The 17,361-nt window shown below is 53.4% G+C and carries 9 protein-coding genes and 2 tRNA genes; 3 read left to right on the forward strand and 8 right to left on the reverse strand.

Features of this window, described 5'->3' with window-relative positions; genetic code table 11:
- Positions 1-113 precede the first annotated feature (113 nt).
- Positions 114-1,151: an LA_2272 family surface repeat-containing protein gene (locus FOA19_RS20225; protein WP_149092648.1), complete on the reverse strand. Its 1,038-nt coding sequence runs from the start codon at positions 1,149-1,151 to the stop codon at positions 114-116.
- Positions 1,152-1,340: 189 nt separating this feature from the next.
- On the opposite strand from FOA19_RS20225, the gene FOA19_RS20230 reads away from it, so the two are divergent.
- On the forward strand, positions 1,341-2,147 hold the full coding sequence (locus FOA19_RS20230; RefSeq protein ID WP_149092649.1) for an SDR family oxidoreductase: 807 nt from the start codon (positions 1,341-1,343) through the stop codon (positions 2,145-2,147).
- Positions 2,148-2,245: 98 nt separating this feature from the next.
- Here the strand turns inward: FOA19_RS20230 and FOA19_RS20235 are convergent, their stop codons facing one another.
- From FOA19_RS20235 to FOA19_RS20260, 6 genes are all read right to left on the reverse strand, one after another.
- Positions 2,246-3,463 (reverse strand): glycoside hydrolase family 130 protein, encoded by a 1,218-nt coding sequence (locus FOA19_RS20235; RefSeq protein ID WP_149092650.1) that lies wholly within the window; start codon positions 3,461-3,463, stop codon positions 2,246-2,248.
- A gap of 68 nt (positions 3,464-3,531) precedes the next feature.
- A complete protein-coding gene (locus FOA19_RS20240; RefSeq protein ID WP_149092651.1) occupies positions 3,532-5,025 on the reverse strand; it encodes a RagB/SusD family nutrient uptake outer membrane protein in 1,494 nt (497 codons plus the stop codon).
- A 23-nt stretch (positions 5,026-5,048) separates the two neighbouring features.
- A complete protein-coding gene (locus tag FOA19_RS20245; RefSeq protein ID WP_190300485.1) occupies positions 5,049-8,096 on the reverse strand; it encodes a SusC/RagA family TonB-linked outer membrane protein in 3,048 nt (1,015 codons plus the stop codon).
- A 606-nt stretch (positions 8,097-8,702) separates the two neighbouring features.
- Entirely contained in the window at positions 8,703-12,752 is a 4,050-nt protein-coding gene (locus FOA19_RS20250) for a hybrid sensor histidine kinase/response regulator transcription factor (protein ID WP_190300486.1), read from the reverse strand.
- Between the two features lie 554 nt (positions 12,753-13,306).
- Positions 13,307-14,572: an L-fucose:H+ symporter permease gene (gene fucP, locus FOA19_RS20255; RefSeq protein ID WP_149092654.1), complete on the reverse strand. Its 1,266-nt coding sequence runs from the start codon at positions 14,570-14,572 to the stop codon at positions 13,307-13,309.
- A 190-nt stretch (positions 14,573-14,762) separates the two neighbouring features.
- Entirely contained in the window at positions 14,763-15,458 is a 696-nt protein-coding gene (locus FOA19_RS20260; protein WP_223808996.1) for an SH3 domain-containing protein, read from the reverse strand.
- Between the two features lie 138 nt (positions 15,459-15,596).
- Here FOA19_RS20260 and FOA19_RS20265 point away from each other — a divergent pair.
- A tRNA-Lys gene (locus FOA19_RS20265) sits at positions 15,597-15,669 on the forward strand.
- A 65-nt stretch (positions 15,670-15,734) separates the two neighbouring features.
- A tRNA-Lys gene (locus FOA19_RS20270) sits at positions 15,735-15,807 on the forward strand.
- Positions 15,808-16,084: 277 nt separating this feature from the next.
- Here FOA19_RS20270 and FOA19_RS20275 read toward each other — a convergent pair.
- Positions 16,085-17,359: a Y-family DNA polymerase gene (locus FOA19_RS20275; protein WP_149092656.1), complete on the reverse strand. Its 1,275-nt coding sequence runs from the start codon at positions 17,357-17,359 to the stop codon at positions 16,085-16,087.
- Positions 17,360-17,361: the final 2 nt, after the last annotated feature.

Consider the following 17,361-nt stretch of genomic DNA (forward strand, 5'->3'; position numbering starts at 1 on the left):
ATGCTCAGCTTGCACATCAGCGCATTTCCGGTCTTGCAGGTGCTCCAGTTCAAAGCGGATTTCGGGAAAACGAGCCTAAAACTGATTGGCTTTGCCATATTGCTTCTTAAGGCTTATTTCACCCGGATACCAAGATTCAATCCAGGCCACACCGCCACGCGCGATTGCCTGGAGATGTTCTCAAACAGGGGCCAGGGCTCCAGTTTCATGCCCGGGTCCTCGCCGGTTTTGAGTGGTTTCCGGTTAGAGACAAAAACGTTGAGCGTAGCCCCGTACAGCAGCGCAATTTTCCCGAAATCCCGTTCTTTGGTGAGCCGCACTTGTTCCAGCAGATTGCTGGAGCCGTTGGTCCAGAACCTGTTTTCGTTTACCTGGTAAATGAGCACATCCAGGAACATGCCTTTGGGGTTCACCGGAAAACCCAGGCCCAACCCGTAACCAAAATGGTGCTTCCCTTCGTGCGGACCCCAGCCCAGCGCGAAAATGCTGTAAAGTTTTTGGGTACCCATTTTAAGGGCGCCATTGGCCAGAAACGTTTCCCCGGCCCAAAGCTCGGCCCGGTAATAACCGCCGTGCCGCACAATGTTCACCACGCCCAAGGTGGCGCCGCTGCTGGAATCCGCGATGTTGATGACGCCAATTTGCAGACCTTTAGAGTGACGCGTTCGGTTAATGGCGCCCAACTGCAGGCCGTTCAGTACCCCGGTAACCGTATTGATGACGCCGCCTATCTGAACTCCGTTCGCATCCCCCTCCACCGAGTTTAGGATTCCGCCCAGTTGCAGGCCTTCCAGGTTAACCTCCGGCGAAACGGTGGAATCTGGGTTAAAACGATACGCCAAGTGAAGGGGGTTGGGAAGCGCGCCAATGGTGTTGATAAGCCCGGCCAACTGCAGACCTTTGGCGTAAGAGTGGTTCCGGTTGATCAATCCGCTGAGTTGGAGTCCGCTTACGCCTCCGCTTTTATCCCCCAGCACCCCGAAGGAGAAGGAAGTATAAAATTGCTCGCTTTGTTTGCCGTTGGAACCCAACCCAGGAGTGACAGAGAACTGAACCGGCCGATACTCCAGTGAAGTACCGGCCGGAGCTTGGGAGAAACCATCGGCAGCCATGGTTAAGAGCGCTGCGATGGAGAGAAGAAATTTTTTCATGGTAAACGTAGTAAGGCCCCTTTTTAAAGGTGGTTAGAAGTAAAGACGCCTTAACCACTGTTTACCCCCACGTGGCAGGGATTAATGTTGAAGCCACAAGACGCCGTGGGTGGAGAGGAGAGAGGCGAATGGTGCAAAACTTATCGTAGATTTGCGGCGGCTGCCAAGCAGCAGATGATCTCATAATACATGAAAGATAAAGTTGTTATAATCACCGGCGGGTCGTCTGGCATTGGCCGGGCATGTGCGTTGGCGTTCGGGCGGGCTGGTGGAAAAATCGTGATTTCGGCCCGAAATACCCAAAAGTTGCAGGAAGTAGGTCAGGAGCTGCAAGAAGCCGGCGTACAGTATCTGGCTGTGGCAGGCGACGTAAGCCAGGAAGCCGATTGCCGCCGCCTCATTGAGGAAACCGTGGCCCGGTTCGGGCGAATAGACGTGATGCTGAACAATGCGGGCATCAGCATGCGGGCCTTGTTCCAAGATGTGGATTTAGACGTGATCCGGCAGTTGATGGACATCAATTTCTGGGGAACCGTGTACTGCACCAAATATGCGCTGCCGTACCTGCTCCAAAGCAAAGGATCGGTGATTGGGGTGTCCTCCATTGCCGGTTACCAAGGTCTGCCGGGCCGCACAGGATACTCGGCCTCTAAGTTTGCGATGCAGGGCTTTCTGGGCTCCCTCCGTACCGAGACGCTCCAACAGGGGCTGCACGTGATGATTGCCTGCCCAGGTTTCACCGCCTCCAACATCCGCAACACCGCCCTTTCCGCCGACGGAAGCCAGCAGGGGGAATCTCCGCGGGATGAGAGCAAAATGATGTCCGCGGAGGAAGTCGCCGACCATATTCTGGCAGCCACCCGCAAGCGCAAGCGCGAACTGGTCCTTACCACCCAAGGCAAGCTGGCGGTCCTTTTAGGTAAGTTTCTGCCCGGCCTCACTGATAAACTGGTGTACAACCAAATGAAAAAGGAGCCGAATTCTCCGTTCAAATAGAACATGATTCGGGCCTGTTTTACTGAAAATAGGCCTCAAACGGAAAGAGCCCGCAGCGTACTGCGGGCTCTTTCCGTTTGAACAGGTAAGGTCAGTTCCTACTTCGCCGCGGTGGCCGTGTTGGTGCCTTTCTGGTTCGCCACGGTAGCCGCTATTTTGGAATCGGCGGTGCCGTAGTAGAGGTACCATTTTCCTTTGAACGGCGCCAGACCTTCCACGAAACAAACGTTGTCTACCTGACCGTTGATCTCGTAGTCCTTGTCTGGGGTAATGAACCATTTGGAGGTGCGGGCCAGCACTTTGAACGGGTCGTTCTTGTCCAGCAGCACCTGGCCGGCGGCGTAGTTCCCGGCGGCTAAGGTGGTGTCTCCGTAGGTGGGACTGTTTTTGCTGTTGTAGATGAAGACAATGCCACGGTCGGTGAGCAGCGCGGGCGGGCCGGGTTCTACCAGTTCGCTATCAAACTCGTGTTTGCGGGGCTGGAACACTACTTTGAAGGCCTCGTCGTAGCCGCGCATGCTGTCTGGTTTGGCTTTGGTGGGATCGGTCTCGGGGACCGGGGTCCAGTCAATCAGGTTGTCCGAAGTAGCCATATAGATATTCGATTCGCCCCATAGCATCTGGTACTTGCCGTTAATCTTGGTAGCCACCAACCGACTGCCTTCCTGCCGGGCGATGATGGAACCCGCCTTGGTCCAGTACTTGATGTATTTGCCGTTTTTAGCTTTCCCAAACACCGAGCCATGCTTTTTCCAGTTCCGCAGGTCTTTGGAGGTAGCAATCATGAGGCGGGCAGTTTTTCCGTCATACGCGGTGTAGGTGAGGTAATACGTGCCGTTCTCGTCTTCCACCATGCGCGGGTCTTCGCAGCCGCCTTCCCATTCCAGCGCTTTGTAGGCATCGTTATCGGGGTAAAGCACCGGGGCCGGGTACTTGGTGAACTTGAGCCCATCGGTGCTGTAGGCCAGCCCCAGGCGCGACGTCCCCGCAAATTTCCCAATTTTATCCTCGGCGCGGTACAGCATGTACACCGTATCGTTGCGCACGGCCACTGTGGGGTTAAACACATCTTTGGCTTCCCAGGCCACGGAGTCTTTGCGGATGGGGTCATAGAACATGGCATCAGGGTCTGGGATGAGCACCGGGTTGGCGGCATCGGCTTTCACGAAGGGGCCCAGCATCCAATCCTCAGGAGTATTCAGCGTGGTGGCCGAGGCTTGGGCCTGCTCGGTTTTCTCCCGTTTGCTCTGGCAGCTGGTGAACCCTACAAGTAAAAGCAGGCTCAGGATGGCAATCTTCTTGCATATATGTTTCATAGTGGTTGGCGGTTTTTGGTGTGAGAAGAAGCCCGGCTCCGCGCTTGCGGAACCGGGGTGTTTTTGGCCTAGTTTTGCGGTAAGCCCAGTAAATCAACCTCGCGGCGGGGAATGGGCAGCAGGGCGTTGCTGGGCTGCCAGCCGTTGCCGTAGTCTTTGTAGCCTTTGAGCGGATCAGCGTCCGGAGCCTTTGCCAGCACCTCATCGGCGATGCCCCAGCGCACTAGGTCAAAGTAGCGATGCCCTTCAAAGGCCAATTCTACCCGTCGCTCGTGCCGGATGGCGTCAAGCAGCTCCTGCTGGTTGTTGGTGGTAACTTCCGGCAGCACCGAGGGATCACTGGCTTGGTTTCTGGAGCGTGCCCTTACCTGTTCCAGCGCGGCCCGGGCCTCGGGTAGTTGGTTTAGCTGGGCGTGGCTCTCGGCTTTCCAGAGCAGGACATCGGCGTAGCGGATGTAGATATAGTCCACGCCGCCGTCGTCAATGGGTGTCACGTTGCTCATGAATTTCTTCACGTTGTAGCCGGTGAGCGGAGACCAGGCAGGGTTATAGTCAGAGCCGTCCACCCACTTGTCTCCGGACATGAACACAGTGGCTTTTAGCCGAGGGTCGTTCGTCTCAAATTCATCTACCAGGTCCTGCGTAGGAATCAGGAAGCCCCAGCCTTTGCCCTGCGGCGCGAACACTGCGTTCAGGATAGCGCCTTGCGAGGGCACCAAACCTGCCTCGTGCCGGGAAGCGAAGATGATTTCCTTGCCTTTCTCGCCCTCGCCATTGAAGTTGTCCTCAAACTCCGGCAGCAGCATGTAGCCTGATTTCTGCACCTCGGCGATCTCGTTCAAACAATCTTGCCAGCGTTGGCGGTATAGGTAAGTTTTGGCCAGCAGCGCATGGGCCGCTCCGCTGGTGGCGCGGTGGTAATTGGCGTCCTCGGTATAGTTCATCGGCAGCAATTGCATGGCCTGGGCCAGGTCGCTTTCAATCTGGCCGTAGACTTCCTGCACCGAGGCGCGGACCGTATTGTCGGTTTTGCCTTGTTCAGGGGCAATAAGTGGTACCCCACCAAAGTTGACCACCAGCCGAGAGTAGTAGAACGCCCTCAGAAAGTAGGCTTCGCCGCGCATGCGGTTGTAGAGGTCAGCGCTGAGGCCGGCAACGTTGCTCCCGTCCTGCTGCAGAAACGTGTTGGCGGCGTTGATGCCTTTGTAGTTGAAGCGCCAGATGCCCAGGACATTGTTGTTCTCGGGAAAGATATTGAAGGTCTCCATCCTTCGCATATCTTCCTGGTCGCCCAAGCCGCCGCCTCCTTTTACGGCATCATCACTCATAACATCCCCAATGACCCATTCACGGGGGATGGAAGCCCCGTTTTCCCACTCCCAATTGCCCCGGAACCGGTTGGTCAAGGGCAGGTACACGGCGTCAATGGCCAATTGGAAATCACTGGCCTGGGTGAAGACGTTGCCTTCGGTGAGTTTCCCTTGCGGGAGTTTGTCCAGCTCGTCCTGGCAACTGGTTTGCAGGACTATTAGCAAAAACAGGCTATAAATATACTTTTTCATGTCTGATAGTTTGGGTGAAGAAATTAGAAGCCCAACTGCAACCCGAAGGTGAAGATGCGAGACTGCGGATACGTGCCCATGTCAATGCCCCGGCCCAGGTCGCCGTAGTTGGCCAGGTTCTCATTGGTGTATAGCTCTGGGTCCATGCCGCCGTAATCGGTGATGGTGAACAGGTTCTGGGCGCTGGCGTACACCCGCGCTCTGCTGATGCCCACACTTTGCATCAAGGTACCTGGCAGGGTATAGCCCAGCACCACGTTTTTCAGGCGCAGGTAAGAGCCGCTTTCCACGTACCGGTCAGAGGAGCGCCGGTTGTTGTTGGGGTCTTGGTAGGTGGCCCGGGGCATGGAATTGCTGGTACCCTCACCGTTCCAGCGCTCTTCATAGAACTCCCGCTTCACGTTGAAACCGCGCGCATCAAAACTGTTGATGATGTTGTCCACCTCGTTGTAGATTTCGTTGCCGTACACGCCGTTGAAAAACAGGTTCAGGTCGAAGTTTTTGAAGCTGAGGGTGCCGTTCAGGCTGTACAAGAGCTCGGGGTTGGGATCACCTATGATGGTGCGGTCGGCATCGTCAATCTTGCCGTCGTTGTTCACGTCCACGAACCTTATGTCGCCAGGCTCGGCGTTGGGCTGCAGTTGCTCGCCAGTGGCATTCACGTAGCCTTGCACGTCTTCCGCGGTTTGGAACAGCCCATTGGTTTTATAGCCGTAAAACGCACTCAGCGGCAAACCCTCGCGCAGAATCACGCTGCCCGAGCCGGAGGAAAGGATCTGCTCTTTGGATTGGTACAGCGACACCACCCGATTTTTCACCGTAGTCAGGTTGCCGGTCACATCCCAGGTGAAGCCGCCGGTGCTCTGGCGGTAATTGAGCGAGAAGTCCCAGCCTTTGTTCGAGAGCTTGGCCCCGTTCACGTAAGGCGGCGTGGCGTCTCCGTTGGTGTAGGAGGCCGGTAACTGGATAAGGATGTCGCGGGACTGTTTATCGAAGTAATCCACGCTCAGATTTATCCTGCCCTGGAACAGCGAGGCGTCCAGGCCTACGTTGGTCTGCTCGGTGGTTTCCCATTTCACGTCGGGATTCCCTAAGCTGATGGGCTGCAACACCCCGTTGGAAGTGGAATACAGCGTGGCAAACGGATACAGCCCGATTTCCTGGTTCCCCAATTCGCCCCAACTGGCGCGCAATTTCAGGTCTGGTACCCAGGTCACGTTCTGCATGAAGTTCTCCCGCGCCAGGTTCCAGCCCACCGATACCGATGGGAAATATCCGGTTCTATTGTTCTCACTGAAGCGGGAGGAGGCATCGGCCCGAAGGTTGGCGGTTAGCAGGTATTTTTCCTTAAACGCATAAGAAACGCGCCCGAAATAGGACATCAAGGCCCATTCTTCCTGCACACCGCTGCTGAACTGCTGCCCCAACCCGAAGTCCAGGTATTGCAGATCTGGGTTGACATCGGTACGGTTATCGTAGCCGTTGCGGGCCGCCGACAGGTAGTCTACCTTGAAGGTCACGTACTCGGTACCCAAGGTGAAACCTACGTCATGAGCCTCGTTGAAATTATGGTTGTAATTGAGGGTATTGGTCCAGTTGAGGGTGTAGTATCGGTGCCTGAATTTGTCCAGGGACTTGTCTTTGTCAGAGAGGGTGGTGCGGTCGCCGGGAATCTGGCCGTTGTATTGCTGCTGTTCCTGCAGGGAGAAATCAAGCCCGGCATAAGTGCGCAGGCGGAAATCGTTTAGGAAGCCGACCTCAGCGTAAATGTTGCCCACGGCTCGGTAGCGGTCCAGGGCCCGGTTGCGGTAGTCAGCAATGGCGAGCGGGTTTTTGGCATCGCCGTAGAAAATGGGGTTCTGGTAGAGCGAGGCCGGCGGCAAATCGGTGTAAAATCCGGAAGCCGGGTCATAAACGGGAACGGCGTTGGGCCGAAGCAGCGCGTAGCGCACCACGCCGGGCAAACTTCCGGGCCGGCCGCCATCGCCGGAGGCACCCAGCGCTTTGGTGTAGTCATAGGTGAGGTTCAGGTTCTCGCCCACGGTCAGCCATTTCTTCACGCTGCTGCTCACGTTGGAGCGGAGGCCGTAGCGCTTGAACTCTGAGTTCTGGATGGTGCCTTCCTGGTTCACCATATTGCCGGAGATGTAATACCGGGTCACATCGTTGCCTCCGGAAAAACTCAGGTTGTACCGCTGAATAGCGGCGGTGCGGAAAGTGGCATCCAACCAGTCGGTATTGGGTAGAGTAGAAGCATTGTCGTTGTTGCGGGTGGTGGCGCCGTCATTTTCAAAGGCTTCGTTCTGCAACTCAATGAACTCGGCGGTGCTCACCATATCGGGTAAACCAATGGGACTGGCCACTCCGTAGGAGGCTTCCAGGGCAATCTCGTTTTTCCCGGCCTTGCCTGATTTGGTGGTCACCAGCACCACGCCGTTGGCGGCCCGGGCCCCGTAAATGGACGAGGCAGCGGCGTCTTTCAGCACTTCAATGGACTCAATATCGTTGGGCGAAATGGTGTTCAACCCGCCGGTCACCGGCACGCCATCAATAATAAAGAGCGGATTGCTGTTGTTGAGCGTACCGATTCCCCTGATTCTTATCACGGCCTCAGTACCTGGCGCGCCGGTGGGAGAGGTGACGTTCACGCCCGCGGCTTGCCCTTGCAGCGCCGTGCTCAAATCTACTGCCTGTGTTTGGGCCAGGCTGGCCCCTTTGATGGACGAAATGGCCCCAGTAACCTGGCTTTTCTGCTGCGTGCCATAACCCACCACTACCACTTCGTCCAGCGCCTGTTGGTCAGTGACCAGTGTGACGTTAATGGTAGCGCGTTCATTGATGGCGACTTCCTGGGTCTGGAACCCGATGTAGGTTAACACCAGGGTACCGCTTCCGCTAGGCACGGTCAACGAGTAGCTGCCGTCTGCATTGGTGGCGGTGGCGGTGGTGGCCCCTTTCAGTTGCACGGTGACCCCCGCTAACCCAGAGCCAGTATCATCGCGCACCACGCCGCCCACCGTGAAGGTCTGGGCAAAGGCCTGAGTCACCAAAAACAGGCAGAGCAGCAACATCCCCAGGAAGCGCAGCCTCCACCGCCTTGTTTCCGGGAATGTCTTCTGAGGGAGAGGCAGTGCCTCGTGAGTAGATGTTCTGTGCATAATGTCTGTTAGTTAAGGATACATGAATGGAGGTGATCTTACTTGGTACTTCTGGCCCGGCAAAGGCCGCCAGAGCGGGTAGAAACTCTTTTTAGGAATTTGGTGCGGCCGTGTCATTCCCCAGCGCACTAGGAAACGGGGGTGAATCAAATGTATAATTTGTCTATCCGTTGGCTATGTACTGGAGTCACAATGTGGTGTACTATAGTATCAACCGGCAATGGCACGCTGTTTTGCAGGGTTTCTGGTTGAAGCAAGGTTCCCCCTTTCAGAGCGGCTCAGCTGCGGATGATCTGGTGCTTTTGAAACGGAGTGCCTTGACCGAAAAGAAGAAGACAATGACTATCCGTTTTCAGGCTGTTTTCAGGAAAAGAAGCCAGAAATCAGAAGCAGCCCTGAGGCTTTGCTTCGCTCAAAGAAGGGACCTGCTGCGGCATGATGGAGGAACCTTCTAATGGTTGACGATTCCCCTGAGACTTCGTTTTAAGGGTCTTTTCTGAAAAACAAGGCTAAAGCAGGTCAGGCCTGGATGCGGTGGTGCGCGCGGAATTCATTAGGGGGGCACTCGTAGCGTTTCTTGAACTCTCGGAAAAAGTAAGATTGGTTGTTGAAGCCTGTTTGGTAGAAGATCTCAGACACGCTCAGGTTGGTGTTCTGCAACAGAGCCGCCGCTTTCTGCAGGCGCACGTGTTTGATGAACTCGGCGGGGGTCATGGCCGAAAGGGCTTTGAGCTTGCGGTACAGCTGCATTCTGCTCAGCATCAGCTCTTTTTCAAGCAGGGCGGCGTTCAGGTCGGGGTTGTCCAGGTGCGCTTCGATGCGTTGGAGAACTTTGGAAAGGAATTCCTTATCGGTGCTTTCCAGGTGGTTTTCGTCCAGGGAAACGGTGAAGCTGTCTTTCTGGAACAGTTGGTGCAGCCGGTTCTTGTATTCCAGAAGTTTCCGGACCCGCACCAGCAGGTGGGCCGTGTGGAAGGGTTTGGGAAGGTAGGCATCGGCGCCGGCGTCATAGCCTTCCACTTTTTCCTCCAGGGTGCCCCGGGCCGTGAGCAGCACCACCGGAATGTGACACGTTTCTGGCGTGTTTTTTAATCGGGCGCAAAGCTCCAGACCGTCCATCTTTGGCATCATGATATCGGAGATAATCAGGTCGGGGAGGGTTTTGGCCAGCAGCTCCAGGGCCTTCTGGCCGTTTTCGGCCTCAAAAATCAAAAAATCCTCTTCCAGCAGGTCCCGCAGGAGATAACGAATATCGGCCTCATCTTCTACCAGCAGCACCATGGGCTTATGATCTGGGGCTAAGCTTTGGAGCAGGGCGTGTTTGTTGTTTTGGGAGATGGGCTGTGCGTTCTGTTTCTGAGGTTGGTGCGTGGCGGCGTGCAGCAGCGGAGAGGGTTTGTCTTGCAACACATTATCTCGGGTGAGCCCTGTTACGCTCGGAATGGCAGCGATAGGAAGAGTGGAAGTAAACGTCACCCAATCGTCAGAGCTCTGCACAGTAATCTGCCCGTTGAGCAGCGAAACCAGTTCCTGTGTGAACGCCAGCCCAATCCCGAAGCTGAACTTCTGTTTCTGCGTCCCATCCAGCACGAAGAACCGCTCAAAGAGCTTTTGCAGTTGCTCCGGCGACAGATTACTGCCTGAGTTGGCCACCGTGATCTGCACTTGGTGCGCAGCGGCATCCTCGGTCACCGTTAGGACAACTTCCTGGTTAAGCCCACTATGTTTAAAGGCGTTGGAGAGCAGGTTGAAGACAATTTTCTCCAGCTTGTCCTTATCGGTCCAGCCCAGCACTGCCGGGCTGATGTGCGTGGTGAACCGAAGATTTTTCTGCTCTTCCAAAGGCGTAAAGAGTTCGGCAATGTTGGCCAGCAGCGCCGAGACGTTCACATAGCTGTAATGCACCGTCAGGTGGCCTTCCTGCGCCTTCCTGAACTCAAGAATCTGGTTCACCAGGTAATGCAGCCGCGAGGTGTGCTGCTGTACAAGGGACAGGAAATAAGCGCTGTCACCCGACTTCGCCTGCGGTTCCTTTTTCTGAAGGTAGCGTTCCAAAGAGCCGGTGATGAGCGTGAGCGGCGTCTGCAGTTCATGGGCAATGTTGGTGAAGAAACCCAACTGCTCCTGGTGAATCTCTTCGTCTTTCAGCCGCAGGCGATGTTCCAACTCCAGCTGGTTTTTCATTTCCAGGCGACTCCGGCGGTAAGAGGAGTAGGCGTAGAGGGAAACCACCGTCACCACAAAGTAGAACAGAAAAGCCTGCCAGCTCAGCCACAGGTATTGGTCCACGGTTACCCGGAACAGCACGGCCTCCTGCGTCCATTTGCCTTCGCCGTTCGTCCATTTCACTTTGAAGGTGTAGGTGCCAGGCGCCAGGTTGCGGTACGAGATCCGGCCATTGGTGTTGGAGTACACCCAGGCTTGGTCTGCTCCCTCCAACAGATAAGCGTACTGTGATTTCTCTGATTTTTGGAAGTCAATGGCTTTCAAGCGGAGATCAAAAAAACCTTCGCGGCGGCTGACGGTGAAGTTCTCCGGTTTCTGTCTCTGGCTTGGCCGAAGCACCAGCTGGCCATAGGCATTTCGGTAAATCTTACTGCCCAGTTGCAAATCCGTGACCAGCAGGTTTACCTGGCGGTCACTGGCCTGGATCTCGTCTGGGTTCACGTAGTTGAACCCGTAAATCCCCCCGAAGAAAAGCATTCCTTGGGCATTCTTCCACACGGCGCCGTCACTGAACTCGTTGCCCTGTAAGCCATCCTCTGACTGGAACCGGTCTACCTGCAGAGAGGCGGGGTTGATGCGGGCTAGGCCATTGTTGGTGCTGACCCAGATGTTGCCCTTGCCGTCCTCAGAGATGCCGTGGATGGAGTTGTTGGGCAAGCCTTCCTCGGTGGTCAGCTTTTGAAAGATCAATTTTCGCTGGAGTACTTGGTCCTCCTGGACCCAGTTCAGCCCATAGCTGGTACCTATCCAGAGGCGGTTCTGGCGATCTTTGTACAAAGAAAGCACATCATTATGCGACAGGCCCTCAACCTCAGAGAAAGCTTTGAAATGCCGGAATTTGCGCGTGGTTTTGTTGAATAAACTCAGCCCTCCGTTGCGGCAGCCCAGCCACAGATAGTTTCCTTGGCCCGCCAGCAGGGAGAAGATTACGTTGCTGGCCGGGCCGCTGTCATCACCGTGGAAAGGGAAACGCTCCAGGTATTGGACTGCCCATTTCCCTGACTTCTGGGCCCTGAGTTTTAAATGGACTAAACCGTAGCCGCTGGTGGCCAGCCAAACGGAGCTGTCCTGGTCCGGCAACACGGCATATACCGAGGCGAACGCCGCATGCTGGTGGCTGCCCGCTACGTCCTTCCATTTCGTGAACTTCTGGGTTTCCGTATCATACAGCGTAATCCCTGGGCCGTCGGTGCCCAAGTACACCAATCCTTCTTTTCCGGGCTGGATGGCATACACCGCATTATTCTCCAGTTGGTGCGGCGCCGAGTAGGAGAGTGGCTCCGCTTCCAGTTGCCGCAGTTTGGGGCTATAGTTAAACCTGATAATCCCGTTTCCTTTGGTGCCCACCCAAATCTCTTCGCCTACCTCGCTGAAAGCCCGCACCGCTTTGAAAGGCGCCCCGGTGGGCAGTTCAGAAATGCTGTGGAATAACCGGTAGTTGGGCGCTATTTTCAGGATGCCGTTGCCATCTGTTCCCACCCAAATGGTTTGGTCTTTGGAGGTCCAGAAAGAAGTAGCGGCAACGCTGTTCAGGAGCTGGAGTTCTTTGCCCAACGCCAACGGCTGGAAACGGTGATCAAAGCTCCCGACGCCTCCGCTTGCCCAAGCCACCTGAAACCCGGAAGGAACTTCTACGAAAGCTTTGATGGGTTCTGGAAAATAGGCAACTGCTTTCGCCTGCAAGGTTACAGGAGAGACTTCCCAGAGCGTATGGGTGCCGGTTTCCAGGAGAAAGATATTTTTCCCTTGCACGAAGAGTTGTGCTGCCTTAACAGGTAAAGTGGCGCTTATCTGGAAAGTTTTGTTGCGAGGAGAATAGACCTCTACCCGTTCCTGATTCAGAATCCAAAGATTCCCTTGGGCATCAAAACTGAGATCTGAGACGTTCGCTAAAGGGAAGGGGAACTGAAACGGTTCAAACACCTGCGTGGCGGCGTTGAAGTGTTTCCCCACGGTTTTCCCGTTTTCTTGAATTATGCAGAATACCCCTTGCTGGGGGCAGATGGCTAAAACCTGTGCCTCTACTTGTCTGCCGTTTTCATAAAAGTAGTTAGAAAACTCACCGGTTCTTTTGCTGTAGCGGGAGATGCCTTCGCTGGTTTCAATCCAGATGTTTTTGGCAGCGTCTTCAGAAAGGTAGGTGATGACGTTGTTCCCGATGCTTTTGCCTTGGCCCTTCTGGTGGTAATTGAAAATATGGAAACTAGAGCCGTCGTACACATTCAGGCCGTCATACGTCCCTATCCAAAGCAAATCATCAGAATCCTGGTAGAGGGCATTGACGCAGCTGTTGGATAACCCGTTCCGGCTGTCTAGCTGCTGCACCGCGAAAGACCTGCCCATAGATGGTTGGCCTAAAACCAAATTTCCCCAGGAAAGCGAAGCCAAAAAGAACAGCAATAAGAAACGCAGCATATTCTAGAGAATTAACGGGGACCCAGTGTAATTCTAAGCGTTATTCTTCAGGCAAGACGGCGGTTAAGGCCAAATGGAGGTTGTATGTAGTATGATGAAAATTTGTCTTTAAATAACTTTGGCTCTAAGGCTGTGAGTAGATGTATCTAATTTAGTGATTTTTTTGCTAAAATCTTAACCTTGTGCTAGTTGTTGCAGAAGGCCTTTGGTAGGTTTTGAGACCGGCGCGGGTAAATCAAATGCTGTCACCATTTGGTTTTTACAGCTGTTTTAGGACTATTTTCTGAAAATTGGCCTTGAAACGGATTTTCAGATTACTGCCTTTTAACGTTGGGGTAAAACCGAGTTCCTTAGCGTTTAGAATTTTTGGAGGGATGTCCTGTCGGGTAAGCATAGGAACCAGCCTTCTGTTTTGCGCCTGTTCACAAGAAAACTGGCTCAAAACAGAAGGCTGGTTCTTCAGCGGACAATCTGGCAAGTATTCAGGGTTTGTATAGACGGTACCCGAAGAGGAAGATGACAGTGTAGCAAAGAATGGGAAGATAGTAGGCCTGTGCTACGTCTTGGTTTGCAATAAGGCCCATGAGCGGAGGGAACACGGCGCCGCCCACCACGCCCATCACTATAAAGGAAGAGGCTTGCTGGGTATGGGGCCCCAGATCTTTCAGACCCAAGCTGAAAATGGTGGGGAACATGATGCTGAAGAAGAAATTAAGCATCAGGAGGGCGATAAAGGAAGGCCAGCCCCAACTTTGGGCGATGATCAGGCACATGGCCATGTTGGCCAATGCAAAAGCAGCCAACAATTTGTTTGGGGCGATGAACTGCATCAGGTACGTCCCAATGAACCTTCCCAGCATCATCATGACCATGCTCAGGGAAAAATAGTAGGAGGCTGTTTCATCATTGAGACCCATTTTCTCCACGCCATAGTTGATGAAAAAGGCCCAAGTGGCGCCCTGGGCCCCCACGTTGAAGAATTGGGTAATGAAGGCCCATACAAAGTGCCGGTGCTGGAACAGCTTCTTGGGTGCTTTCAGGTCTTGGGGTGTGGCCGCCACTTCGTAGGCATCAGGGTCAAGGACGTGGGCATCTTTCAGGGCGGGCACTTTCACAAAGGAGAAGGCAATTGCGATAAGCGTGATGAGAACACCAATGCTCAGGTACAGCGTCTTGACGGAGTCCAAGCCTGCCTGGGTGTCGCCTCCCACGCGCAGAATAAAATAGCCTCCAATGAGCGGACCGATCACCGCGCCTAGTCCGTTAAAACCCTGCGCGAAGTTGAGGCGTTGGTCACTCGTGCGCTCATCGCCTAAAGAAGCCACAAAGGGGTGCGCTACCGCCTCCAGTGTCGCCAGGCCGCAGGCCAGCACGAACAACGCAATCCGGAAGAAACCGAAAGATTCGGCATTGGCGGCGGGCAGGAACAGGAACGCGCCACAGGCATAAAGCGTAAGCCCCAGCAAAACCCCCTTCTTGTACCCAAACCGTTTCATAAATAGCCCCGCCGGAATGCCCATGACGGCATACGCTCCAAAGATGGAGAACTGCACCAATCCAGATTCGGCCTTTGACACGTTCAGTACGTTCTGAAAATGCCGGTTCAGCACATCGCCCATGGTGATGGCAATGCCCCAGAGCATGAAAAGCGAAACCACAAACCCAAAGGTGACAAGGAACCGGCTCTCCGTAAAACGGGGTTTGTGCGTAAGCAGATTACCTTTATCTGAGACAGCTGTTTGTAACATACCTCCACTAGTTAAGGGAAAATTCCTGCTGCGGCGAAAAAGTCTCTCACAGAGGAAGAATACATTAAAACTAGCTGTCTTAGTATCTATGCCTATGTACTATAGTAACAAAGTAGTGAAGTGGCGCTCTGGAGGTGGAGTTAGCGTGGAAATGTTGCCAGCATAAGTGTTGCTACACTTGGGTGAGATTTCAGAAAAGGTTCTTGTCACCCAGCGGCTGCGGCAGGAGGAGTAAGTTGTTCTTTCTGATGTAGGCGGTCTGGTCTTCCCATTCAATGCGGTACCAGATGTCCTGCTCACCCAAGATATTCACTTTGTGGCCCAGGCTAACGGTAGCTACCAAGCCAGCGCCTGCCGAGGGGGCTGCCATGATGGGGACATTGCTGTTCCGGATAATGCCTTGCTGGTCTAAACTCAGGAAATTGGCAAAGTAGAAGACAAATGCCAGGTAGGCCAGCACCATGAGTTTGATTTCTGGGCTGATGGGTTTCTTCTTGCTCCAGTTTACCAGCAGCAGCGTGATAGAGATAACCGCCATCACCAACAGCAACTCCAGAATCTGGGTATAGTATTTATAAAACTGGGTCTTGAAGAAGTTCCAGTCGGTGTACTCGTAGCCAGAGAGGTGCTGTTGCAGGCCTACCTCCTCCATTTTCCGGAGGACAGAGCGGCTGGGGTGTTTGCTGTAGTACAGCTGCAGGTAATGCATGGACTGGGTGTATTGCTGAAGTCCTTCATGGATGTAGGCCATTTTCAGGAGCATCTGCGGCGAGTAAATCCGCTTCTGGGAGAGTAACTGTTCGTAAATCTGGAGGGCTTGGGTGTAGCGGTGTTGGTTATATAAAAAATCTGCCTGGGCTAGTTTTTCGCTAGGAGATTGAGCCATAACAGGTTGTATCCAGAAGAAGCCCGTGACGTAAAAAAGCAGGTAGAATTTGCGAAAAATGTTTGGCATTTTCAGAAAGGGGTTATACTTTTGCATCGCAAATGAGGGGAACGCCCTCCCAAGCAAAGGTAGTAAAAAGATTCTGTAGCTCAGCTGGTAGAGCAATACACTTTTAATGTATGGGTCCTGGGTTCGAATCCCAGCGGGATCACTGATCACCAAAAGCCTTTCCGGCCCCAACGTCGGAAAGGCTTTTTTACCACCTTTTAATTACCTGATTCTGTAGCTCAGCTGGTAGAGCAATACACTTTTAATGTATGGGTCCTGGGTTCGAATCCCAGCGGGATCACACCACTCTTAATGAGTGAAACAATAAAAAGCCTCTTTGCGCAATGTAGAGAGGCTTTTTTGTTTTTAGGAATTAAATTGTCACTAACAAAATGGTGATTTGTTAGTGACAATTTCGATTGTGTTAGTGAAAGTGAAAATTTGTTCTCTTTGAAAGATTATAGAAACTATAATTTTGAATCATCACCTGTCAAATTAGGTGATTTGGCTTTTAAATAGGTTTTAGTGAAAGAAACACTGATTTTCACTAACAGTCACTAACAGCATTACATGAGTACTTATTTAACATATACGCTCTGCAAATCGCTTATTCTGGTGGTGTAGCAGGGTGACTTGAAATCCCGCTTCAACTGCCAGACACCATCAATGCCCTGGGTCGCCACTTTGACCTTATCCCTACCGAACCTATCTGTGAGACCGTCCAGCACACCCATGAGCTTATTATGCTTGCCCCTGTCCACCGTATCAAGGAGGTCGTACTGAATCTGGGTCTCTGGCACTATGTCGGTGACAATCACGCCAGACTTCTTATACCAGTAACCGTCTCTGTAGATAGCTTTAAGGGCTATGCATGCGTAATGGATTAACTCAATGTCTGAGTTCGAGGCCACTGGTAAACAAACTGTCTTGCTGTTGGAGTACTGTCTGTCGTTTTCTGAGAACCTGTTGGTGGTGACGAAAACCGTGACGAGCCTTTCGCAGCTTTTCTGCCGCCTCAGTTTCTTGGCGCACTTCGCTGCATATGAGGCGGTGGCCTCTTGAAGTACTTCAAAGCTATCAGCTTTCTTACCAAAGCTCCTGGATGTGCAAATCCCTTTTTTAGATGGGGCAACCTCTTCCAGTTCCAGGCAAGACTCTCCACGAAGTTCCTTCAACAATCTCACACCCACGATGGTCATGTGCTGCCTCACCCAATTCTCGGATAGATTGGTGAAGTCCAGTGCAGTCTGTACGTTTCGTGTCCTAAGGAACCTGGCGTACTGGCGACCGATGCCCCATACATCTTCTATGCTGGTGGCCTCTAATGCTTTTTTGATGTGGTATGGGTCTGTCAGCACAAGCACACCGTTCGCTTTCCTTGACTTCTTGGCGAGTCTGTTTGCCACCTTCGCAAGTGCCTTGGTGGGTGCTATGCCGACCGAGACGGGTATGCCAGTCCATTGCAGAACAGTTGCCTTAATCTCATGCGCATAGGCGAACAGGTCTTTCTTGTAGAAGTTGCTAAGGTCAAGGAAGCACTCGTCTATGGAATATACCTCGATGCAGGGCGTGAAATGGGAGAGCGTCTGCATCACCCTATCACTCAAATCACCATACAGCTCATAGTTGGAAGAAAAGGCACGCACCTGACCGTTCTCCACCATGCGCCTTATCTTGAAAAAAGGCTCACCCATGGGAATGCCGAGTTCCTTCGCCTCATTGCTACGTGCTATCACGCACCCATCGTTGTTGGAGAGTACTACCACGGCCTTTCCGTTCAGGTCAGGCTGGAATACACGCTCACATGAGCAGTAGAAGGAGTTACAGTCCACCAGAGCAAATAAGGATGTCATGA

The organism is Rufibacter hautae (assembly GCF_008271695.1).
In the GTDB taxonomy this organism is placed as follows: Bacteria; Bacteroidota; Bacteroidia; order Cytophagales; family Hymenobacteraceae; genus Nibribacter; species Nibribacter hautae.